This window comes from Micromonospora sp. NPDC051300 (assembly GCF_044455315.1).
GTDB classification, from domain to species: Bacteria; Actinomycetota; Actinomycetes; order Mycobacteriales; family Micromonosporaceae; genus Micromonospora; species Micromonospora robiginosa.
Window position 1 is genome coordinate 119,735 of sequence record NZ_JBITEP010000010.1, and the last position, 20,429, is coordinate 140,163.

Annotated in this window: 25 protein-coding genes and 1 riboswitch; of the genes, 11 read left to right on the forward strand and 14 right to left on the reverse strand. The window is 73.8% G+C overall.

Annotated elements, in window-relative coordinates; genetic code table 11:
- Position 1: 1 nt before the first annotated feature.
- The 5 genes from ACIA5A_RS13975 to ACIA5A_RS13995 are packed head-to-tail and all read left to right on the forward strand — an operon-like array spanning position 2 to position 2,437.
- A complete protein-coding gene (locus tag ACIA5A_RS13975; RefSeq protein WP_396760978.1) occupies positions 2 to 877 on the forward strand; it encodes a metal ABC transporter permease in 876 nt (291 codons plus the stop codon).
- A gap of 34 nt (positions 878 to 911) precedes the next feature.
- The gene (locus ACIA5A_RS13980) at positions 912 to 1,214 is read left to right on the forward strand and encodes an ArsR/SmtB family transcription factor (RefSeq protein WP_396760981.1); all 303 of its coding nucleotides are present in this window, start codon (positions 912 to 914) and stop codon (positions 1,212 to 1,214) included.
- On the forward strand, positions 1,211 to 1,606 hold the full coding sequence (locus ACIA5A_RS13985) for a Fur family transcriptional regulator (protein WP_396760984.1): 396 nt from the start codon (positions 1,211 to 1,213) through the stop codon (positions 1,604 to 1,606). The genes ACIA5A_RS13980 and ACIA5A_RS13985 overlap by 4 nt, the downstream gene beginning before the upstream one ends.
- A 45-nt stretch (positions 1,607 to 1,651) precedes the next feature.
- A complete protein-coding gene (locus tag ACIA5A_RS13990) occupies positions 1,652 to 2,257 on the forward strand; it encodes a hypothetical protein (protein WP_396760987.1) in 606 nt (201 codons plus the stop codon).
- Positions 2,258 to 2,266: 9 nt separating this feature from the next.
- Positions 2,267 to 2,437 (forward strand): hypothetical protein, encoded by a 171-nt coding sequence (locus ACIA5A_RS13995; protein ID WP_396760990.1) that lies wholly within the window; start codon positions 2,267 to 2,269, stop codon positions 2,435 to 2,437.
- Between the two features lie 58 nt (positions 2,438 to 2,495).
- On the opposite strand, the gene ACIA5A_RS14000 is transcribed toward ACIA5A_RS13995, so the two are convergent.
- From ACIA5A_RS14000 to ACIA5A_RS14015, 4 genes are all read right to left on the reverse strand, one after another.
- On the reverse strand, positions 2,496 to 4,445 hold the full coding sequence (locus ACIA5A_RS14000; RefSeq protein WP_396760993.1) for an acyl-CoA dehydrogenase family protein: 1,950 nt from the start codon (positions 4,443 to 4,445) through the stop codon (positions 2,496 to 2,498).
- A gap of 100 nt (positions 4,446 to 4,545) precedes the next feature.
- The gene (locus ACIA5A_RS14005) at positions 4,546 to 5,049 is read right to left on the reverse strand and encodes a DUF6328 family protein (RefSeq protein WP_396760996.1); all 504 of its coding nucleotides are present in this window, start codon (positions 5,047 to 5,049) and stop codon (positions 4,546 to 4,548) included.
- 91 nt (positions 5,050 to 5,140) lie between these two features.
- On the reverse strand, positions 5,141 to 5,890 hold the full coding sequence (locus ACIA5A_RS14010; protein WP_396760999.1) for a sugar isomerase domain-containing protein: 750 nt from the start codon (positions 5,888 to 5,890) through the stop codon (positions 5,141 to 5,143).
- Positions 5,887 to 6,726, reverse strand: a complete 840-nt coding sequence (locus ACIA5A_RS14015) for an alpha/beta fold hydrolase (protein ID WP_396761002.1) — start codon at positions 6,724 to 6,726, stop codon at positions 5,887 to 5,889. Before ACIA5A_RS14015 ends, ACIA5A_RS14010 begins: the two co-directional genes overlap by 4 nt.
- Before the next feature lie 77 nt (positions 6,727 to 6,803).
- Positions 6,804 to 6,910: riboswitch (TPP riboswitch) on the forward strand.
- Between the two features lie 75 nt (positions 6,911 to 6,985).
- Between ACIA5A_RS14015 and ACIA5A_RS14020 the strand changes: the two genes are divergently transcribed.
- The 3 genes from ACIA5A_RS14020 (at position 6,986) to ACIA5A_RS14030 (ending at position 9,898) form a co-directional block, all read left to right on the forward strand.
- Positions 6,986 to 7,576: an ECF transporter S component gene (locus ACIA5A_RS14020; protein WP_396761004.1), complete on the forward strand. Its 591-nt coding sequence runs from the start codon at positions 6,986 to 6,988 to the stop codon at positions 7,574 to 7,576.
- Positions 7,577 to 7,670: 94 nt separating this feature from the next.
- Complete coding sequence (locus ACIA5A_RS14025) at positions 7,671 to 9,101, forward strand: ABC transporter ATP-binding protein (protein ID WP_396761007.1); 1,431 nt, start codon at positions 7,671 to 7,673, stop codon at positions 9,099 to 9,101.
- Entirely contained in the window at positions 9,098 to 9,898 is an 801-nt protein-coding gene (locus tag ACIA5A_RS14030) for an energy-coupling factor transporter transmembrane component T family protein (RefSeq protein ID WP_396761010.1), read from the forward strand. The genes ACIA5A_RS14025 and ACIA5A_RS14030 overlap by 4 nt, the downstream gene beginning before the upstream one ends.
- Before the next feature lie 440 nt (positions 9,899 to 10,338).
- Here ACIA5A_RS14030 and ACIA5A_RS14035 read toward each other — a convergent pair whose 3' ends face one another.
- Positions 10,339 to 10,761, reverse strand: a complete 423-nt coding sequence (locus ACIA5A_RS14035) for a hypothetical protein (RefSeq protein WP_396761013.1) — start codon at positions 10,759 to 10,761, stop codon at positions 10,339 to 10,341.
- Between the two features lie 249 nt (positions 10,762 to 11,010).
- On the opposite strand from ACIA5A_RS14035, the gene ACIA5A_RS14040 reads away from it, so the two are divergent.
- Complete coding sequence (locus tag ACIA5A_RS14040) at positions 11,011 to 11,307, forward strand: MTH1187 family thiamine-binding protein (protein WP_396761016.1); 297 nt, start codon at positions 11,011 to 11,013, stop codon at positions 11,305 to 11,307.
- 105 nt (positions 11,308 to 11,412) lie between these two features.
- Positions 11,413 to 12,855, forward strand: coding sequence for an NADP-dependent phosphogluconate dehydrogenase (gene gndA / locus ACIA5A_RS14045; RefSeq protein ID WP_396761019.1), 1,443 nt, complete (start codon positions 11,413 to 11,415; stop codon positions 12,853 to 12,855).
- A 3-nt stretch (positions 12,856 to 12,858) separates the two neighbouring features.
- On the opposite strand, the gene ACIA5A_RS14050 is transcribed toward gndA, so the two are convergent.
- The 4 genes from ACIA5A_RS14050 to recO form a co-directional block, all read right to left on the reverse strand.
- Complete coding sequence (locus tag ACIA5A_RS14050) at positions 12,859 to 13,080, reverse strand: thioredoxin reductase (protein ID WP_396761021.1); 222 nt, start codon at positions 13,078 to 13,080, stop codon at positions 12,859 to 12,861.
- A 114-nt stretch (positions 13,081 to 13,194) separates the two neighbouring features.
- Positions 13,195 to 13,380 carry a hypothetical protein gene (locus tag ACIA5A_RS14055; RefSeq protein WP_396761024.1) on the reverse strand — a complete coding sequence of 62 codons (186 nt, stop codon included), beginning with the start codon at positions 13,378 to 13,380 and terminating at the stop codon, positions 13,195 to 13,197.
- 69 nt (positions 13,381 to 13,449) lie between these two features.
- A complete protein-coding gene (locus tag ACIA5A_RS14060) occupies positions 13,450 to 14,262 on the reverse strand; it encodes an isoprenyl transferase (protein ID WP_307755310.1) in 813 nt (270 codons plus the stop codon).
- Positions 14,259 to 15,134, reverse strand: coding sequence for a DNA repair protein RecO (gene recO, locus ACIA5A_RS14065; protein ID WP_396761028.1), 876 nt, complete (start codon positions 15,132 to 15,134; stop codon positions 14,259 to 14,261). Before recO ends, ACIA5A_RS14060 begins: the two co-directional genes overlap by 4 nt.
- 102 nt (positions 15,135 to 15,236) lie before the next feature.
- On the opposite strand from recO, the gene ACIA5A_RS14070 reads away from it, so the two are divergent.
- Positions 15,237 to 16,025 (forward strand): DUF4097 family beta strand repeat-containing protein, encoded by a 789-nt coding sequence (locus ACIA5A_RS14070; RefSeq protein ID WP_396761031.1) that lies wholly within the window; start codon positions 15,237 to 15,239, stop codon positions 16,023 to 16,025.
- A gap of 9 nt (positions 16,026 to 16,034) precedes the next feature.
- Here the strand turns inward: ACIA5A_RS14070 and ACIA5A_RS14075 are convergent, their stop codons facing one another.
- From ACIA5A_RS14075 to ybeY, 5 genes are all read right to left on the reverse strand, one after another.
- Positions 16,035 to 17,177 carry an acyltransferase gene (locus ACIA5A_RS14075; RefSeq protein ID WP_396761034.1) on the reverse strand — a complete coding sequence of 381 codons (1,143 nt, stop codon included), beginning with the start codon at positions 17,175 to 17,177 and terminating at the stop codon, positions 16,035 to 16,037.
- Positions 17,178 to 17,297: 120 nt separating this feature from the next.
- A complete protein-coding gene (era, locus tag ACIA5A_RS14080; protein ID WP_396761037.1) occupies positions 17,298 to 18,194 on the reverse strand; it encodes a GTPase Era in 897 nt (298 codons plus the stop codon).
- Positions 18,191 to 18,577 carry a cytidine deaminase gene (locus ACIA5A_RS14085; protein ID WP_396761040.1) on the reverse strand — a complete coding sequence of 129 codons (387 nt, stop codon included), beginning with the start codon at positions 18,575 to 18,577 and terminating at the stop codon, positions 18,191 to 18,193. Before ACIA5A_RS14085 ends, era begins: the two co-directional genes overlap by 4 nt.
- Positions 18,570 to 19,970, reverse strand: coding sequence for a hemolysin family protein (locus ACIA5A_RS14090; RefSeq protein ID WP_396761210.1), 1,401 nt, complete (start codon positions 19,968 to 19,970; stop codon positions 18,570 to 18,572). The genes ACIA5A_RS14085 and ACIA5A_RS14090 overlap by 8 nt, the downstream gene beginning before the upstream one ends.
- Entirely contained in the window at positions 19,946 to 20,419 is a 474-nt protein-coding gene (gene ybeY / locus ACIA5A_RS14095; RefSeq protein ID WP_396761043.1) for an rRNA maturation RNase YbeY, read from the reverse strand. The genes ACIA5A_RS14090 and ybeY overlap by 25 nt, the downstream gene beginning before the upstream one ends.
- Positions 20,420 to 20,429: the final 10 nt, after the last annotated feature.

Sequence of the window (20,429 nt, forward strand, 5' to 3'; positions counted from 1 at the left end):
GATGGACCTCTTCCAGTACGACTTCATGCTCCGCGCGCTCGTCGGCGCGCTTGTCATCGGGCTGGCCGCGCCGGCGCTCGGCATCTACCTGGTGCAGCGCCGACTGGCGCTGATCGGCGACGGCATCGGCCACGTGGCGCTCACCGGCGTCGGCGCCGGGCTGCTGCTCAACCGCTCCCCGGTGCTGGTGGCGGTGCTCGCCGCCACGCTCGGCGCGGTGGTCATCGAGCTGGTCCGCGCGTACGGGCGCACCTCCGGGGACCTCGCGCTGGCGCTGCTGTTCTACGGCGGCATCGCCGGCGGCGTGATGCTGGTCGGGCTCTCCGACGCCAGCAGCGGGTCGCTCAACGCGTACCTCTTCGGGTCGCTGACCACGACGTCGCCGGCCGACCTGGTCACCATCGGCGTGCTCGGCGCGGTGCTGCTGGCGACCATGCTGGTGCTGCGTCCGGCGCTGTTCGCGGTCTGCCACGACGAGGAGTACGCCCGGGTGTCCGGCCTGCCGGTGCGGGCGTTGAACCTGCTCATCGCGGTCGGCACCGCGGTGACCGTGACCATCGCCATGCGGGCGGTCGGGGTGCTGCTGATCAGCGCGCTGATGGTGGTGCCGGTGGCCACCGCCCAGCAGGTGACGCGCGGCTTCCGGTCGACGATGACCGCGGCCATGGCGCTGGGCCTGTTCGCGGCCGGCGCCGGGGTCTGGGTGGCGGCCACCGCCGACACCGCGCCGGGCGCCTCGGTGGTGCTGGTGGCGATCGGCTCGTTCCTGGTGGTGGCGTTGCTGGCGGCCGGCGCGCGGGCGCTGCGGCGACGCGGCCGGGCGGCGTCCGGAACGGCCGCCGCCGAGCCGGCCGAGCACGAGGTGGTGCTCGGATGAGGCCGGCCCAACCGGTAGTGGTTATCGTTACGGGGTGACCGGCACCAACGGGTACGACACGTTCGAGGGCGCGGGCGAGCTGCTGCGCGCCCTATCGGCCCCGATCCGGCTCGCCATCGTCAGCGAGCTGGCCGAGGGCGAGCGTTGCGTGCACGAGCTGGTCGAGACGCTCGGCGCGCCGCAGCCGCTGGTCTCCCAGCACCTGCGGGTGCTGCGCGGGGCCGGCGTGGTGCGTGGCTCCCGGCGCGGCCGGGAGATCGCGTACGCCCTGGTCGACGAGCACGTCGCGCACATCGTCGCGGACGCGGTCAGCCACGCCGGGGAGGGACCGTCATGACCACCGGCGCCCCACGCACCACCCGGCAACGCAGCGCGGTGAGCGCCCTGCTCGACGAGGTCGAGGGCTTCCACAGCGCCCAGGACCTGCACGCCATGCTGCGCCGCCGGGGCGACCGGATCGGGCTGACCACCGTCTACCGGACGTTGCAGGCGCTGGCCGACGCCGACGAGATCGACGTGATGCGCCCGCCTGGCGGCGAGCACCTCTACCGGCGGTGCAGCGGCGGTCACCACCACCACCTGGTCTGTCGGGCCTGCGGCCGTACCGTCGAGGTGGCCGGCCCGGCGGTGGAGAAGTGGGCCGAGCGGATCTCCGCCGAACACGGCTTCACCGAGGTCAGCCACACGTTCGAGATCTTCGGGACCTGTCCGGCCTGCGCCGGCCGGTAAAACCGACCGGTGCCGGCGCGCCTGAGCCGTGGCAGGCTGTCCGGCGTGAAGATCTACGCCGACCGCTTTCCGACCGCCCTCCGCCAGCTCCTGACCGACCTGCTCGTGGTCGTCTGGGTGTACGCGGCGATCCGCTTCGCGTTCTGGCTGCACGACCTGGTGGAGAAGCTCGCCGTACCCGGGCAGAAGCTGGAGGGGGCGGGCGCCGGGCTGGCCGACAACCTGGCCGACGCCGGCGGCAAGGTGGGCCGGGTGCCGCTCGTCGGCGACGAGCTGACCGCCCCCTTCACCCGCGCCGCCGACGCCGCGCGGGCGATGGCCGAGGCCGGCCGCGACCAGCAGGAGCTGGTCGACCAGTTGGCCCTCGCGCTTGCCGTCGCGGTGCTGGTGTTCCCGCTCGGCCTGGTGCTGTTCGGCTGGCTGCCGCTGCGGGTGCGCTGGATGCGCCGGGCCGGTGCGGCGAAGGCGATGGCCGCCGCCCCGGCCGGCCGGGACCTGCTGGCGCTGCGCGCGCTGGCCGGCCAGCCGCTGTCGAAGCTCAACCGGATCGCGCCGGACGTGGCCGAGGCGTGGCGGCGCGGGGACGACGCCACGGTCGACGCGCTCGCCGCGCTGGAGCTGCGCGGACTGGGGTTGCGCGGCGGCCGGTAGGGTGTGCCGGTGCTGTACTTCCTGATCGCCGTCGCCGCGCTGCTGCTGGTCTACGCGGGTGTGCTGGTGAGTTTCGTCCGCAAGGGCCGCAAGATCCCGCCGTCGGCGTACCTGGTGCTGGCCGCGCTGAACGGCCTGATCCTCGCCGCGGTGATCGCCTGGGCGGTCGCCCGCCGCTGAGCGGGTGTGAGGAGGGGCCCCCTCCTCTACCGGAGGCGTTAACAGGGGGCCCCTCCTTTCACAGCCGGCGGCGGACGTCGTCGGCGGTGGACGGGCCGGGGGTCCAGCGGGCCACCCAGGGCAGGTCGGCGGGGGGCGTGAGGACGCCGTCCTCCACCGAGGCGTACCGGCCGGCGACGATCCGCTTCGCCGCCGCCACGTCGACCGAGTCGGTGTTCGACCACAGGCCGGTGAACAGCTCGTCGACGCGCAGCCGCGCCTGCCGGCAGAACAGGTCGGCCAGCTCGACGTTCTCCGGGTGCTCGGCCAGCTCGGCGTAGGCCCGGACGCAGACCGCGGACATCGCGAACAGCTCCGCGCCGATGTCCACCACCCGGCCCAGGAACGCCTGCTTGCGCTCCATCTTCCCCTGCCAGCGGGACATCGCGTAGAAGGTCGAGCGGGCCAGCTTGCGGGAGGTCCGCTCGACGTGCCGCAGGTGCCCGGCCAGCGGCCCGAACTCCTGGTACGCCCCGGGCGCCTGCCCCCGGCCGACCGCGAGGGTGGGCAGCCACCTCGCGTAGAAGGCGCCGGCCCGCGCGCCGGCGGCGGCCTTGCGGCCCAGCCCCGCGTCCGGGTCGATGATGTCGCCGGCCACCGACAGGTGCGCGTCGACCGCCTCCCGGGCGATCAGCAGGTGCATGATCTCGGTGGAGCCCTCGAAGATGCGGTTGATGCGCAGGTCGCGCAGGAGCTGCTCGACAGCAGCCGGTCGCTCGCCCCGCGCCTCGAGCGAGTCGGCCGTCTCGTATCCGCGCCCACCCCGGATCTGGATCAGCTCGTCGGCGATCCGCCAGGCCATCTCGCTGGCGTACAGCTTGACCAGCGCCGCCTCGATCCGGATGTCGTTGCGGTCGTCGTCGGCGAGCAGGCAGGACAGGTCCAGCATGGACTCCATGCCGTACGTGGTGGCGGCGATGAACGACAGCTTCTTCGCCACCGCCTCGTGCTCGCCGACCGGCCGGCCCCACTGCACCCGGTCGGCGGCCCACTCCCGGGCCACGTTGAGCGCCCACTTGCCGGCGCCCACACACATCGCCGGCAGCGACAGCCGGCCGGTGTTCAGCGTGGTCAGCGCGATCTTCAGGCCCTTGCCCTCACCGCCGATCACGTTCTCGGCCGGCACGAAGACGTCGTGGAACCGGGTGAGGCTGTTCTCCAGGCCGCGCAGCCCGACGAAGGAGTTGCGCCGCTCCACCGTGATGCCCTCGCTGTCGCCCTCCACCACGAACGCGGTGATCCCGCCGCGCCGCCCCTCGCCGGCGGGCACCCGGGCCATCACCACCAGCAGGGTGGCGACCGTGCCGTTGGTGGCCCAGAGCTTCACCCCGTTGAGCCGGTAGCCGGCGCCGTCGGCGGTCGGCTCGGCGGTGGTGGCGAGCCGGGCCGGGTCGGAGCCGACGTCCGGCTCGGTGAGCAGGAACGCGGACACCTCGCCGGCGGCCAGCCGGGGCAGGAAACGGTCCTTCTGCTCGGGCGTGCCGAACATCTTCAACGGCTGCGGCACGCCGATCGACTGGTGCGCGGAGAGCAGCGCGCCGATCGCCGGGCTGACCGAACCGGCGAGCATCAGCGCCCGGCAGTAGTGCAGGTTGCTCAGCCCCAGGCCGCCGTACCTCCGGTCGATCTTCATGCCGAACGCGCCGAGCCGGGCCATGCCGTGGAACACCTCGTCCGGGATGCGCGCGTCGCGCTCGATCGCCGCGCCGTCCACCTCGCTGCCGAGGTACGCCCCGAACGCGCCGAGGAACTCGTCGGCGCGGGCCACGTCGGCCGGGTCGGACCGGGGCCAGGGGTCGATGAGGTCGAGCCGGAACCGGCCGAGGAAGAGTTCCTTGCCGAAGCTGGGCCGGTCCCAGGCGGACTCGCGGGCCGCCTCGGCGACCTGGCGGGCCTCCTTCTCCGAGACCTGGCCCGCCTCGGTGGGCAGCGGCCCCACCCCGTCGGCATTGTTCTGTGTCGTGGTCACGGGAGCCTCCTGGATGGTCGGTCCGGATGCGACGAAAACGACGCTACCCCCGGGTGTTACCCAGGGGTAGCGTCGCGTGCACGTCCGATTTGGCGGACCGTCAGTCGCCGGTGAGCGTCTCCGGGTCGTCGTCATCGTCGTCGACGTCGTCCTCGCCCCAGTTGCGCCGGGCGAACGGCAGGACGGCCCAGAAGACCAGGAACCACACGCCGGTGACCGCGGTGAGCAGGAACGCGATCGGCCGGTCGAGCACGAAGTCGGTGACAAGCAGGACCGCGCTGACCATCGCGATCAGCATGAAGAACAGGCCGCCGGTGGCCATCCGGTGGGCGAAGCGGACCAGCTCCGGCTTGCGGCCCTGGCGGAACAGCGCCCGGTGGAACGCGACAGGTGAGATGATCATCGCGGCGGCCGCGGCGGCGGCCAGCAGCGCCACGACGTAGACGTCACGCTGGAACTCGGTGGTCCGGCCGAAGGCGTTGCTGAACGGCATCGTCAGCAGGAAGGCGAAGAGGATCTGCACGCCGGTCTGTGCGACGCGCAGCTCTTGGAGCAGGTCGGCGAAGTTGCGCTGCCAACGCTGCTTCTCGGATTCCTTGGACACTCGTGAACCTCCGGTGAAGACGGCACCGCCGGCGGGTGAACGACCGCCGGCAGCAGCGCCATTGCCCGAATCGGATGATCACGAAACCGGCTCAGGATCCGCGTCGGATCCGCCCCGCGTACCGCGCCTCCAGCTCGGCGTTGTGCTCGTCACCGCCGGTGATGTTGGCGGACAGGTAGACCGGTGGCCGCTCCCCCGCCGCGAGCAGCCGGGCCACCACCTCGACGGTGATCTGCTGGGCCAGCAACGCCGCGGTGATCGAGGAGACCGCGCCGACCGCGCCGCCGCCGGGCAGCGGCAGCGTGGCGTCGCCGTACGGGGCGCCGTTGTCCAGCACCACGTCGGCGAAGTCGGCGAGCTTGCGGCCGGACGGGTGCCGGGAGGTCATCCGCGCCGAGTGCCGCGCCGAGGTGATCGCCACCAGACCGTGTCCGCGCTCCTTGACGACGGAGGCGAACTCCACCATCGCCCCGTTCACACCCGAGTTCGAGGCGAGCACGAACACGTCCGCCGGCCGGACCGGCGCCAGCTCGTAGAGGCGGCGCGCCACCGCCGGCTCACGTTCCAGCTTCGGGCCGAGCACGTCGGCCGGCTCGCCGCCGACCAGGACCAGGTCGCGCAGCGCGATCCGGTTGGTGGGCACCAGCCCGCCGGCCCGGCCGGCGATCTCCATGGCGAGCGCCTCGGAGTGCCCGGTGCCGAACGCGTGCACCACCCCGTCGGCGCGGACCGCCGCGGCGATCAGGTCGGCCGCCGCGGCGACGTTCGCCCGCTGCTCGGCGGCCACCCGCCGCATCGTCGACGTCACCGTCTCCAGGTACGCCTCGGCGTCCACAGTCATGCCTCCTCCTCCGTCCCGGCGATCCGGGCGAGGATCGCCTCGACGAACGGGCCGGGGGCCTCGTCGGGGATCCAGTGGCTGACCCCGGGGAGCACCACGAACCGGTAGTCCCCGGTGACCCGCGCCGCGCACGCCTCGGCGGCGGTCCGCCCGATCGCCACGTCCTTCTCGCTCCAGACGTACGTGGTCGGCACCGCCACCGGCCCGACCGCCTTCATGTCCGACCCGCTCATCGCCCGGTACCAGTTCAGCGCGGCGGTGAGCGCGCCCGGCTCGCGCATCGGGTCGGCGTAGCGGGCCACCGTGGCCTCGTCGCCGACGCCGCGCAGCAGCCGCCGCAGCGCGGCCCCGCGCATCGCCAGCAGCACCTTCTCGGCCTTGCCCGGCATCCGGAACAGCGCCATGTAGGCGGACTTCGCCTTCTGCCGGGGGTCGGTGGCGAGCGCGTGCCCCATCGCGGCCGGATGCGGCACCGACACCGCGGTCAGCGTCCGCACCCGCTGCGGGTGCGCCGCGGCCAGGCCCCAGGCCACGATCGCGCCCCAGTCGTGGCCGACCAGGTGGGCGGCGGTCACCCCGAGCGCGTCCAGCACGGCCGCCGCGTCGGCCACCAGCTCCGGGATCCGGTACGCCTCGACCGCGTCCGGCCGCGCGCCGGGCGAGTAGCCGCGCTGGTCGAGCGCGTACGTGCGCAGCCCGGCGGCGTGCAGCGCGGGCGTCACCGCGTCCCACTCGCCGGCGTGCTGCGGGAAACCGTGCAGCAGCAGGACGGGCGCGCCGTCCTCCGGGCCGCCGGTGCGTACGTCGAACGTCAGACCCCGCGCCTCGATCCGCATGATCGCCACCGTAGCCGACAGACGCCCTGCTGGGCCCGGGGCCGGCTGCGGTGCTAGCGTCTGCGACGAGACAACTTCACATCCGACAGGGGAGCGCACAGCGCTGAGAGTGCGGGCCGGTGCCCGCAGACCCTCGAACCTGATCTGGGTAATGCCAGCGCAGGGAGTTCGGTCGACCTCCAGCCGCGCCGCCGTCCGGGCGTTTCCGGGCGCGGCGTGCGTCTTCTCCTGGTTCCGCACCACGAACTGGGAGTCCGTCATGAACCACACCGACAGCAACCGCTGGCGTACCGTCGACATCGTCGTCGCCTCGGTCATCGCCGTCGCCTTCGGCGTCGTCTTCTGGGCCTGGGGCCTGCTCTGGAGCGCCACCGACGCGGCGTTCGCGTTCTTCCCGCCGGCGCAGGCGGTGCTCTACGGCGTCTGGCTGATCCCGGCGGTGCTCGCCGGCCTGATCATCCGCAAGCCGGGCGCCGCGCTCTACTGCGAGACGGTGGCCGCGATCGTCTCCGCGCTGCTGGGCAGCCAGTGGGCGGGCATCGTGATCCTCCAGGGCCTGATGCAGGGCATCGGCGCCGAGTTGGCGTTCGCCGCGTTCCGCTACCGCTCGTTCAAGCTGCCGGTGGCGGTGCTGGCCGGCGCGCTCACCGGCCTCAGCGCGGCGATCTTCGACTTCGTCTACTGGAACAAGCCCTACGACCTGACCTCCTACCGCATCCCCTACGCGCTGATCACCATCGTCAGCGCCACCGTCGTCGCCGGCTTCGGCGCGTGGGTGCTGACCCGGGCGCTGGCCAACACCGGCGTCCTGGACCGCTTCCCCGCCGGTCGCGACCGCGCCCTGGTCTGACGGGGTTCCCGGTGTCGATCATGAAGTTGACTGTGGATTCGGCGCGTTCTGGTGCCGTCAACTTCATGATCGACGAGGCAGAGGGGGTGGCACGGTGAGCGGGGTGGTTCTCCGGGGGTTCGGGTGGCGGCACGGGGGGCGGAGACGCTGGGCGGTGCGCGGGGTCGACCTGCGCGTCGAGAGCGGGGAGCGGGTGCTGCTGCTCGGGGCGTCGGGGGCGGGCAAGAGCACCCTGCTGGCGGCGCTGGCCGGGCTGCTGCCCGAAGACTCCGGCGAGCAGGAGGGCACCGTCGAGATCGACGGGCTCGACCCGCGCAAGGCCCGTGAACGCGTCGGCGTGGTCTTCCAGGACCCGGAGACCCAGCTCGTGATGGCCCGCTCCGGCGACGACGTCGCGTTCGGGCTGGAGAACCGCGGCGTACCGGCCGAGGAGATCTGGCCCCGGGTCGACGAGGCGCTGCGCCGGGTCGGCTTCCCCTACCACCGGGACCGCCCGACCGCCGCCCTCAGCGGCGGTGAGCAGCAGCGGCTGGCCCTCGCCGGGGCGCTGGCGCTGCGACCGGGGCTGCTGCTGCTCGACGAGCCCACCGCCAACCTCGACCCGGCCGGCGCCACGCTCGTCCGCCACGCCATCGCGGACGCGCTCGATGCCGACACCACGCTGATCCTGGTCGAGCACCGGGTCGCCGAGGCGCTGCCGCTCGTCGACCGGGTGGTGGTGCTGGAACCCGGCGGCGGGGTGCACGCCGACGGCCCGCCCGAGGCGGTCTTCGCCGCGCACGGCGACGCGCTGGCCGCCGCCGGGGTCTGGGTGCCCGGCCACACCGTGCCGCCCCGGCACGCCGGCGCGCCGGCCGGCGACGTGCTGCTCACCGCCGACCGGCTCGGCCTGCCACCCCGCCTGGCCCCCACCGACCTCCGGGTACGCGCCGGCGAGGCGCTCGCCGTGCTCGGCCCGAACGGCGCCGGCAAGTCCACCCTGGCGCTGCTCCTCGGCGGCCTGATGCGCCCCGGCACCGGCACGGTCACCGCCTCGGCCGACCTGGCCGGCCGGGACGTGCGTACTCCCCCGCACCGGTGGCGGGCACCCGCGCTGGCCGGCCGGATCGGTTCCGTCTTCCAGGACCCGGAGCACCAGTTCGTCACCGCCACGGTCCGCGACGAGCTGGCGCTCGGCCCGCGCCGGACCGGCCGCTCCGAGGCGCAGGTCACCGCCACCGTGGACGCGCTGCTGGACCGGCTGCGACTGGACCGGCTCGCCGGCGCCAACCCGTACACCCTCTCCGGCGGCGAGGCGCGGCGGCTGAGCGTGGCGACCGCCCTGGCCACCGCGCCACGCCTGCTGATCTGCGACGAACCCACGTTCGGCCAGGACCGGCGCACCTGGCGGGAGCTGGTCGACCTGCTGGCCGAGCTGCGCGACGCCGGACACGGCGTGGTCGCGGTGACCCACGACGCCGACTTCGTGGCCGCGCTCGCCGACCGCACGCTCACCCTGGACCGCCCGGCCGAGGTGGCCCCGTGATCGACCTGGAGCCGGTGGCGACGCCGGGCGCCCCGCTGGCCCGGCGCAACCCGGTGGCGAAGCTGGCCGCGGCGATGGTGTTCACGATCGTGCTGGTGGCCACGCTGGACCCGGTCGCGCCGGCCATCGCCATCGCGGTCGAGCTGGCCGTGCTGCCGCTGTTCGGCGTCCGCTACCGGGTGCTGGCCCGGCGGGCGTGGCCGCTGCTGGCCGCCGCCGTCGGCATCCTGGTCACCCTCGTGCTCTTCGCCGCCGACCGGTCCGGCCGGGTGCTCGTCGACGCCGGCCCGGTGCTGGTCACCGAGGGCGTGCTGGTCACCGCGCTCGGGCTGGTGCTGCGCATGCTCGCGGTGGCGCTGCCCGGCATCATCGTCTTCGCCACCACCGATCCGACCGAACTCGCCGACGCGCTGATCCAGAACGCGAAGGCTCCCGCCCGGTTCGCCATCGGCGCGCTTGCCGCGTTCCGGCTGGTGCCGCTCCTCGAACAGGAGTGGCGGATGATCAGCATGGCCCGCCGGGCCCGGGGCGTGGACGCCGGCCGCAACCCGGTGGCCAAGCTGCGGCTCTTCGCGTCCACCGCGTTCACCCTGCTGGTCGGCGCGATCCGGCGGGGCACCCGACTCGCGGTGGCGATGGACGCGCGCGGCTTCGACGCGGGCACCCCGCGCACGGTCGCCCGCCGACAGCGCTTCACCCGGGCCGACGCCCTGCTCGTGGTCGCCGCCGCCCTGCTGGCCGCCGCCGCCCTGACCACAAGCATCCTCCTCGGCACCTTCCGCCCCCTCCTCGGCTGACTGTCCTCCCCCCGCCCTCGCCCTCGCCCCGTCGATCATGAAGTTAGCGGCGGGTCTCGTCCGTTTTGTCGCCGCCAACTTCATGATCGACGGAGCGGGGTGGGGGTCTGGAGAGGGAGGTGTTCGGGGAGGCCGGCTGGTGGGAGCCTTGCCGGCGCGAGGCCAAGGGGGGCGCACCGCGATCGCGCCGCATTCCGCGGGTGTGTGACTCGCACCCCGAGACACCCATGCCGTTCCACTCGTGGGCCCGGCGAGCGGCGGATGGAACGCGATGGGTGTCTAGGCGCGCCCGAGACACCCATGCCGTTCCACTCACGGGGCCGGTGAGCGGCGGGTGGAACGCGGTGGGTGTCTCGGGCCCCTGGGGGCGTGGCGGGTGCGCTTCCGGGGAGGTCGGCGCGCTGCCGGCCCCGCCCCGGGGGCCGGCAGCTCCGCGACGGTCAGCTGCGCCGGAAGGCGTAGAAGCGGGTCTGGCCGGCACGCTGGCTGTTCCCCTTCATCCGGGTGCCCCGGCCACCGGGCGGGCCGGCCTTCGGCGGCGCCGGACGGGTCGGATTCGGCTCGCCCGGGGTCGCGCCGGACGGTTCGTCGCCCGGCACCGGCGCGCCGGGTGCCACCAGGCCGGACAGGCTCTCGACGGGCGTCGACGCCGCGGGCGCCGCCACTCCCGGCAAGACCGGAGCGTCCAACCTGCCACCCGGTTCACCGGGCCGGACCGAACCACCGGGCACCACCTCACCGAGCCGGAGCGAAGCGGGCAACGCCGCGTCGGACAGCGCCGGGACGGCCGACGCGCCGTCGGGCGGCGTCGGGGTGGGCGGCGACGATCGGCGGGACTTCTTCGGACTGCGCTTCGCGGGCATCCGCGGGCCTCCTGTCTGTCGGGCGCGCCGACCGGCGACGCGCCGAGCGGGTGCCCCGGTGCGGACCGACCACGACGGACACCGCGACGAAACGGCGACGGGAAGCGGATGCGGACGCCCGGAGCGGGACGGGTCCACGGCGACTGCGGCGGTGGACCGGGCTCGGAGGAAGGGCGTCAGTTACGCATGCCGACACGCTAGCCCGCCACGGTCGGCGGCCGCAGCCGAATTACTGGCACCATCGTCGGCATGCTCATCGCGTTCTCGATCACCCCGCTCGGCGTGGGTGAGTCCGTGGGCGACCTGGTCGCCGACGCCGTACGGGTGGTCCGCGAGTCCGGCCTGCCGAACCGCACCGACGCCATGTTCACCACCGTCGAGGGTGAGTGGGACGAGGTGATGGCCGTGGTGAAGCGCGCCGTCGACACCGTCGCGGCCCGGGCGCCCCGGGTCAGCCTGGTGCTCAAGGCCGATCTGCGTCCCGGGGTGACCGACGCGTTGACCGCGAAGGTGGCGCACGTCGAGGCGCGTCTCGCCGAGGGGTGAGACACGGCGCCACCGCCTCCTCACCCACCGTCGAGGTGTGGTCCGCTCATGCGACGACCGCGATACGGTCGCAGGACGCAGCGAGGACGAGAGGTGGCGGTACGCATGGCAGAACAGGCGACGGCGCAGATCGGGGTCACCGGTCTGGCGGTGATGGGTCGCAACCTGGCCCGGAACCTGGCCCGCAACGGCTTCTCCGTGGCGGTGCACAACCGGTCGCCGGAACGCACCCGCAGCCTGGTCGCCGAGCACGGTGACGAGGGCACCTTCGTGCCGTCCGAGTCGCTCGCCGACTTCGTCGGCTCGCTGGAGCGGCCGCGCGCGGTGATCGTGATGGTGAAGGCCGGCGCGCCCACCGACGCCGTGATCGACGAGCTGATCCCGCTGCTGGAGGAGGGGGACATCGTCGTCGACTGCGGCAACGCGCACTTCGCCGACACCCGCCGCCGGGAGGAGGCGCTGCGCGAGCACGGCCTGCACTTCGTCGGCACCGGCGTCTCCGGCGGCGAGGAGGGCGCGCTGCGCGGCCCGAGCATCATGCCGGGCGGCTCGGCGGAGTCCTACCGGAAGCTGGGCCCGATCTTCGAGAAGATCGCCGCGCAGGTCGAGGGCGAGTCCTGCTGCCGGCACGTCGGGCCGGACGGCGCGGGTCACTTCGTCAAGATGGTGCACAACGGCATCGAGTACGCCGACATGCAGCTCATCGCCGAGGCGTACGACCTGTTGCGGGCCGGCCTGTCGGCGAGCCCGGCGGAGATCGCGGAGATCTTCCGGGAGTGGAACGGCGGCGAGCTGGAGTCGTTCCTCATCGAGATCACGGCCGAGGTGCTCGGCCACACCGACGCGGCGACCGGCAAGGCGTTCGTGGACGTGGTGCTCGACCAGGCCGAGCAGAAGGGCACCGGCCGCTGGACCGTGCAGAGCGCGCTGGACCTGGGCATCCCGATCACCGGCATCGCCGAGGCCACGTTCGCCAGGTCGCTGTCCGGGCACGCCGACCAACGCGAGGCCGCCCGCCGGGTGTTCGCCGACGCCGGCGAGAAGTGGCAGGTGGACGACCGGGACACGTTCGTCGAGGACGTGCGCCGCGCGCTGCTGGCCAGCAAGATCGTCGCGTACGCGCAGGGCTTCGACCACATCCGCGCCGGCAGCCGGGAGTACGACTGGAACATCGACCTGGGCGGCACGGCCACCATCTGGCGGGGCGGCTGCATCATCCGGGCTCGCTTCCTGGACCGGATCAAGGAGGCGTACGACGGTGAGCCGGACCTGGCGACGCTGCTCGTCGCGCCCTGGTTCGCCGACCGGGTCAGCGCCGGCGTGCCGGCCTGGCGGCGGGTGGTGGCCGACGCGGCCCGGGCGGGCGTGCCGACCCCGGCCTTCGCGTCGTCGCTGGCCTACTTCGACGCGCTGCGCGCCGAGCGGCTGCCGGCCGCGCTGATCCAGGGCCTGCGGGACAACTTCGGCGCGCACACCTACCACCGGGTGGACCGGGACGGCTCGTTCCACACGCTCTGGGCCGGCGACCGCTCCGAAGTGGAGGGCTGAGGCTCACCACGCCCGCTCGGGCGGGTCGGGGGCCCAGCCGGCGACCGGTTCACCGGTGGCCAGCTCGGCGATCTCGCCGGAGCGGACCGCCGGGGTGTGCCCGAGGTCGGCGCAGTGCCGCTCGGCCACCCCGGCGCACAGCTCGGCGACCGCCTCCCGGCGGGTCGGCTCCACCAGGTCGGCGGCGGCCAGGGCGGCCGTCATCTCGTACCGGAGATCGCGCATCCTCCACCCCCGTGGCGGCGCGTCCCGGCGGCGCGCCCTGCGCCGATGGTAAGACGGAACGCCCCGCGGATGCGGGGCGTTCCGCCGACGGCCGGTCGACGCCGGCCGGACAGGTCAGAAGAACCGACGTCGCTTGGCCTTCTGCGGCCGCATCAGGTCGGCGCCCTTGGTCAGCAGGCGGCTCACCCCGGTCGGGCCGCGACGGGCCTCCAGGGAGTGGCTGAGCCGGCGCGCGCCGGCTGCCGCCAGCGGCACGGCGACCGCCATGACCGCCCACTGCGCGATCCGCTTCTGAATCATGTGGTTCACCTCCGCGTGTGTGCTGTTGTCCCTACCGGTACCCAGCGCGCCGCGTCGGTAAGCGTGAGCTCAGACTCCCGGCGCGACCGGGTTGGGCAGCGCGCCGCCGAAGCGGCGGTCCCGCTGCGCGTACAGCTCGCAGGCGTACCAGAGGTGGCGGCGGTCGAAGTCGGGCCAGAGCGTGTCCAGGTAGACCAGCTCCGCGTACGCGGTCTGCCAGAGCAGGAAGTTGGAAATGCGCTGCTCGCCGGAGGGGCGCAGGAACAGGTCGACCTCGGGCACCTCGGGGTGGTAGAGGTAGCGGGCCACCGTCTTCTCGGTGACCTTGTCCGGGTGCAGCCGGCCGGCGGCGACGTCACGGGCGATCGCCGCGGCGGCGTCGGCGATCTCCGCCTGGCCGCCGTAGTTGACGCAGAACTGCAGCGTCAGCGTGGAGTTGCCGCGGGACATCTCCTCGGCGGTCTGCAGCTCGGAGATGACGCTCTTCCACAGCCGGCCGGCCCGGCCGGACCAGACCACCCGCACGCCCAGGTCGACGAGCTGGTCGCGGCGGCGGCGGATGACGTCGCGGTTGAAGCCCATCAGGAAACGGACCTCGTCGGGCGAGCGCCGCCAGTTCTCCGTGGAGAACGCGTACGCCGACAGGTAGGGCACGCCCAGCTCGATCGCGCCCTCGATGGTGTCGAACAGGCTGTGCTCACCCTGCTCGTGGCCCTTGGTGCGGGGCAGCCCGCGCTCCTTGGCCCAGCGGCCGTTGCCGTCCATCACGATGGCGATGTGCCGGGGCAGCGCGGCGGCCGGCAGCGCCGGCGGGCGGGCGCCGGACGGGTGCGGGGTCGGCGGCGACGGCTCGCGGCGGGTCGCCCTCGTCGATCGGATCACTCGGTCATCTCCCTGTTGACACCGGCGGCGGCCGGTCCGGCGCCGGTGCGCGGCGGGACCACACCCGGCCCCGCGCCGGCGGGCGGCGGGACCGCGCCGGGCGCCGGGGCACCCCGGTCGACCAGCGGCAGCGAGCGTAGCGCGCGCTCCAGGTGCCACTGGAGGTGCGCCGCGACCAGGCCGCTGCACTCGCGGCGGACGGCGGTCTCGGCGACGTCGGCGTACGCCCAGTCGCCTGTGGTCAGCGCGGACATCAACGTGAGCGTGGCCGGCGCCGGGTGGGCCGCGCCGGGGGGCCGGCAGTCCGGGCAGACGGCGCCGCCGGCCGGCACCGAGAACGCGCGGTGCGCGCCCGGCTCACCGCAGACCGCGCAGGCGGTCAGCGCCGGCGCCCAGCCGGCGTACGACATGCCGCGCAGCAGGTAGGCGTCGAGCACCAGCGTGGTGGCGTGGTCGCCGCGGGCCAGCGACTTCAGCGCGCCGAGGGTGAGCTGGAACAACCGCAGCGACGGCTCCCGCTCGACCGGGGTCAGCCGCTCGGCGGTCTCGGCGATCGCGCTGGCCGCCGTGTAGCGGGGGTAGTCGCCGAGGAACCGCTTGCCGTACAGCTCGATCGCCTCGACCTGGCTGACGGTGTGCAGGGAGCTGCCCTGGTTGCCCTTGGGGTCGCCGGCGAGCTGCAGGTCGACGTGCCCGAACGGCTCCAGCCGGGCGCCGAACCGGCTCGTGGTGCGCCGGACGCCCCGGGCCACCGCGCGTAGCCGGCCGTGCCGGCGGGTGAACAGGGTGATGATCCGGTCGGACTCGCCAAGCTTCTGCACGCGCAGGACCACCGCGTCGTCGCGGTAGAGCTGTCGGCGGTATCCGGCCATCGGTCCATTCTCTCTCGGGGTGCGATCTCAGGGTCGGCTCGGGGTGGACCGGCGGCCGATCCCCGATGTGCCGGCCGCCCCGCCCGCCCTAGGGTTCTGGCCATGGTTCCGCTCCGAACGGGTCGCGCGGTGACGGCCGCGGCCGCCGCCGCCACGCTCATCGTGCTCGCCGGGTGTGACACCCTGTCGTTCCGCCGGCTCGAATACCACCAGACCGAACGCACCAAGGTCACCAGGATCACCGTGGACGGCGGCGGCTCGGGCGACGTGGTGGTCCGGGGCAACGGCCCCGCCGACCAGGTGAAGATCAAGCGCGTGGTGCGCTACCAGGGCGGCGAGCCGGAGAGCCGCTACTCGCTCAAGGGCGACGAGCTGGTGCTGCCCACCGACTGCGGTCACCGGTGCAGCATCTCCTGGGAGGTGACCGCGCCGGCGGGCGTGGCGGTGCGCGGTGGCACCGACTCCGGCACCGTCGACCTCACCGACGTCGGCGCGGTCGACTTCACGCTCAGCTCCGGCGACCTCACCGTCAACGGGGCGAGCGGCGAGGTGCGGGCCGCCACCACGTCCGGCAACATCCGGCTGGTCGAGGCGGCCGGCCCGGTCCGGCTGCGCGCCGACTCCGGCGACGTCGAGGCCCGCCGGCTCGCCTCCGCGGTCGACGCGGAGACCACCTCGGGAAACCTCACCGTCGAGCTGGACCAGCCGGCCCCGGCCCGGCTGCACGCCAGCAGCGGGAACGTCGACCTGGCCGTACCGGCCGGGCGCTACCGGGTGCGCGCCGACGCCAGATCCGGCGACACCGACGTGCGGGTGACCAACGACCCGGCCGCGTCCCTGCTGCTCGACGTCTCCGCGACCAGCGGGAACGTCACTGTCACCAGCCGCTGAGCGGGCCGTTCAGTCGGCGACGCGGTCGGCGGAGCGCTCGGGGCTGCGGCGCGGCGCCGGCAGCCGGGACGCGGCGCCGACCAGCCCGCCGGCCGCGCCGGCCGGAGCCGGGCTCGCCGGGGCGTCGGCCGCCCGTTCGGCCGCCGACCGCCGGGGCCGGCCCGGCACCAGTTCCGGGGTACGCCGGGCGGCCACGTCCTCGACCCAGCCGACCAGCAGCGTCACCACCCCGACCAGCGCGAGGACCAGCCCCACCCGTACCCAGAGGCCGACCGGGTCGGTGGTCGACCAGCCCACCAGCCCGACCAGCGGGGTGAGCGCCACCACGAACGGCATGTGCCACAGGTAGACGGTGAGCGCCCGCCGGTTGACCACGGTCACCGCGCGGCCGAACGCCGGGAACCTGTCGACCCAGGCCACGCCGGTCGGCGCCCGGCCGATCGCCACCAGGATGAACGCGGTCGCCCAGAGCGCGTTGCCGAGCGGGATGTCGTTGATGTCGTAGCCGCGTGGGCCGGGATGGGTGACGATCCAGGCCCCGCCGGCCGCCGCGAGGACGCCGGCGAGCGGCAGCAGCACCCGGTTGCGCATCCGCCGGAGCAGACCGTCGTGGTGGGCGAAGCCGAGCAGCCAGGCGCCGAAGTAGAGACCGAACTCGCGCAGCACGGTGGGCGGGTTGAGCAGGACACCGAACTCGATCGCGGCCAGCAGCGCGTACGGGGCGGCCAGCGTGGGCAGCGGCGCGCGGCGGAACAGCCAGAGCGCCAGCGGCGACGCGAGCACGAACCACAGGTAGTCCCGCAGGTACCAGATCGGGCTGAGCGCCAGCCCACCCCAGTAGTTGGCCGGCGGGTCACTGATCGGGAAGAGCCAGAGCAGCACCTTCGGGCTGAACTGCAGCCCGGTCAGCAGCATCGCCGGCACGAAGACCGCGGCGAGCACCCAGAGCGAGGGCAGCAGGCGTCGGAGCCGGCGCGCCACCGCGGGCACCCCGGTGCGGTCCAGCGACGCCGCCATCAACGACCCGGCCAGCGCGAACATCACCGCCATCGCCGGGAACACCAGGGTGAGCGTGGCGTAGCCGGTGACGTGGTAGGTGACGACTCGCAGGATGGCCAGGAAACGCAGCAGGTCGAGGTAGCGGTTTCGCATCAGCTCGCAGCGGGGTCCGGGGGCAGAGACTCAAGCCCCTACCCTGCTCCGGCGAGCTGTGAAACGTGTAAGGACGTCCGCTCGGGGTGAGATGCCCCATAGGCCAGACTGAACCTGACCTCAGAACCCCAGCTTGCGCAACTGCTTCGGGTCGCGCTGCCAGTCCTTCGCCACCCGCACGTGCAGATCCAGGTAGACCCGGGTGCCCAGCAGCTCCTCGATCTGCCGGCGCGCGGTGCTGCCCACGTGCTTGAGCCGGCTGCCCCGGTGACCGATCACGATCGCCTTCTGACTCGGCCGCTCCACGTACAGATCCGCGTAGATCTTCGTGAGGTTGCCCTCCGGGATCATCTCCTCCACCACCACCGCGATGGAGTGCGGCAGCTCGTCCCGGACCCCCTCCAGCGCCGCCTCCCGGACCAGCTCGGCGACGAGCACCTGCTCCGGGTCGTCGGTGAGCATGTCGTCCGGGTAGAGCTGCGGCGACTCCGGCAGGTAGTCGGTCATCACGTCGACGAGCGTGTCGACCTGGTGCCCGGAGACCGCGCTCACCGGCACCACGGCCGCGAAGTCGGCCAGCTCGCTCACCGCGAGCAACTGCTCGGCCAGCCGCTTCTTGTCCACCAGGTCGGTCTTGGTGACCACCGCCAGCACGGTGGCCTTCAGGCTGGACAGCTCGCCGGTGATGAACCGGTCACCCCGGCCGACCGGCTCGTTGGCCGGCACGCACAGCCCGATCACGTCGACCTCGCTCCAGGTCTCCCGGACCAGATCGTTCAGGCGCTCCCCGAGCAGCGTGCGGGGCCGGTGCAGGCCCGGTGTGTCGACCAGCACGAGCTGCGACTCCGGCCGGTGCAGCACCGCCCGGATGATGTGCCGGGTGGTCTGCGGCTTGCTCGACGTGATCGCGATCTTGGTGCCGACGATCGCGTTGGTCAGCGTCGACTTGCCGGCGTTCGGCCGACCGACGAAACAGGCGAAACCGGCACGGTAGGGACGCGCCTCGGGCGTGGTCACTCGACCACCGTGCCGAGCACGGCGCCGTCCGGCGCGGCCACGTGGATCGGCGCGTCCGCGGACAGGTCACGCACCGCCGCGTGCCCCGCGCCGTCGAGCGTCGACGCCTCGGTCACCACCACCGCGGCCTCCAACCGGCTCGCCCCGGCGGCCACCGCCGAGGCGACCGCCAACTGGAGCGCGGTCAGCGTCAGCGACGGCAGCGCCACGCTTGCCGCCGCGTACGTCCGGCCGTCCTGGTCGCGGACCGCCGCGCCCTCCACGGCACCCACCCGGCCCCGCGCGCCCCGGGCCAGGACCACGAGCTTGGCGTCCTCGGCGCTCAGCTCGGCCGGATCGGCGGGCGTGGGCAGGGCGGCCGGCACGGCGGCTGACTCAGGCATCGGCGGGTTGCCTCTCCTCGGAATGGTTGGGATTGCCACCGGACTCGGCCGGGCCCGAGCCGTCCGGCGTCGAGCCCGACCCGGCCCGGCTCACCAGGACGGTGTCGATCCGGTTACGCCGGCCGGTGGTGCCCTCGGCGACCAGGCTCAGACCGGCCACCTCGGCCCCGGAACCCGGGATGGGCACCCGGCCGAGCGCCTGGGCGAGCAGGCCACCGACCGTCTCCACCTCGTCGGTGGGCAGCTCGGTGTCGAACAGCTCGCCCAGATTCTCCACCGGCAGCCGGGCGGTCACCCGCACGGCCCCGTCCGGCAGGTGCTCCACCGGTGGGCGTTCGACATCGTACTCGTCGGTGATCTCACCGACGATCTCCTCCAGGATGTCCTCGATGGTGACCAGGCCGCCGGTGCCGCCGTACTCGTCGACCACGATGACCAGGTGGTTGCGGGCCGCCTGCATCTCGGAGAGCAGGTCGTCCACCGGCTTGGACTCCGGCACGAACGTCGCCGGGCGCATCAGCTCGGCCACCGGCATCTGCCGCGCCCCCCGGTCGCCCTGGGTACGCCGGATCAGATCCTTCAGGTAGAGCACCCCGAGCACGTCGTCGACGTTCTCGCCGATCACCGGGATGCGGGAGAACCCGGAGCGCAGGAAGAGCGCCAGCGCCTGGGCCAGCGTCTTGCGCTCCTCGATCCACACCATCTCGGTGCGCGGCACCATCACCTCCCGGGCGATGGTGTCGCCGAGCGCGAAGACCGAATGGATCATCTGGCGCTCGCCGTGCTCCACCACGCCCCGCTGCTCGGCCAGGTCGACAAGCTCCCGCAGCTCCACCTGGGTCGCGAACGGCCCCTCGCGGAACCCCTTGCCCGGCGTGACCGCGTTGCCGATCAGGATCAGCAGCGACGCCAACGGGTTGAGCGCCCGCCCCAGCCAGCGCACCAGCGGCGCGACCGCCCGGCCGACCGCGTACGCGTGCTGGCGGCCCAACGTGCGCGGCGCGACACCGACCACCACGAAGCTCACCACTGTCATCGCCCCGGCGGTCACCAGCGCCGCCCGCCAGCCGGCGCCGAACGTGTCCACCGCCACCAGCGCCACCAGGGTGGTCGCGGTCAGCTCCGCCAGCAGGCGGAGCAGGAGCAGCAGGTTGAGGTGGCGGACCACGTCACCGGCGACCGCCTGGAGGGCGCGCGCGCCGCGCGCGCCGTCCCGGGCCAGCTCGGCGGCACGCGCCGGGGAGACCGCGGCCAACGCCGCCTCGGTCATCGCGATCAGACCGGCGAGCACCACCAGCCCGGCTCCGAAGAACAGCAACTGGAGGTCGGGCAGACCGGCCGGGGAACCGGCCGCCGCGAGGGGAACCATCACTGCGACCGGGTCGACCGCCAGCTGGCCAGCAGCCGGGCCTGGAGACCGAACATCTCCCGCTCCTCCTCGGGCTCGGCGTGGTCGTAGCCGAGCAGGTGCAGCACGCCGTGCACGGTGAGCAGGTGCAGCTCGTCGCCGGCCGAGTGCCCGGCGGTGGCCGCCTGCTTGCCCGCCACCTCCGGGCAGAGCACGATGTCGCCGAGCAGCGCCGGCTCGCCGCCGGCCGGGGCGCTCTCCCCCGGCCCGTGGTCGACGCTGCCCTCGTCCATGGGGAACGCGAGCACGTCGGTGGGGCCGTCCCCGCCCATCCAGCGGTGGTTCAGCTCCGACATGTATTCGATGTCGACGAGCAGCACGGACAGCTCGGCGAGGGGGTTGACCCCCATCTCGTCGAGCGCGTGCCGGGCGACGGCGAGCACGGCGTCGGTGTCGACGTCGACACCGGACTCGTTGGCGATCTCGATGGACAACTCTGTCTTC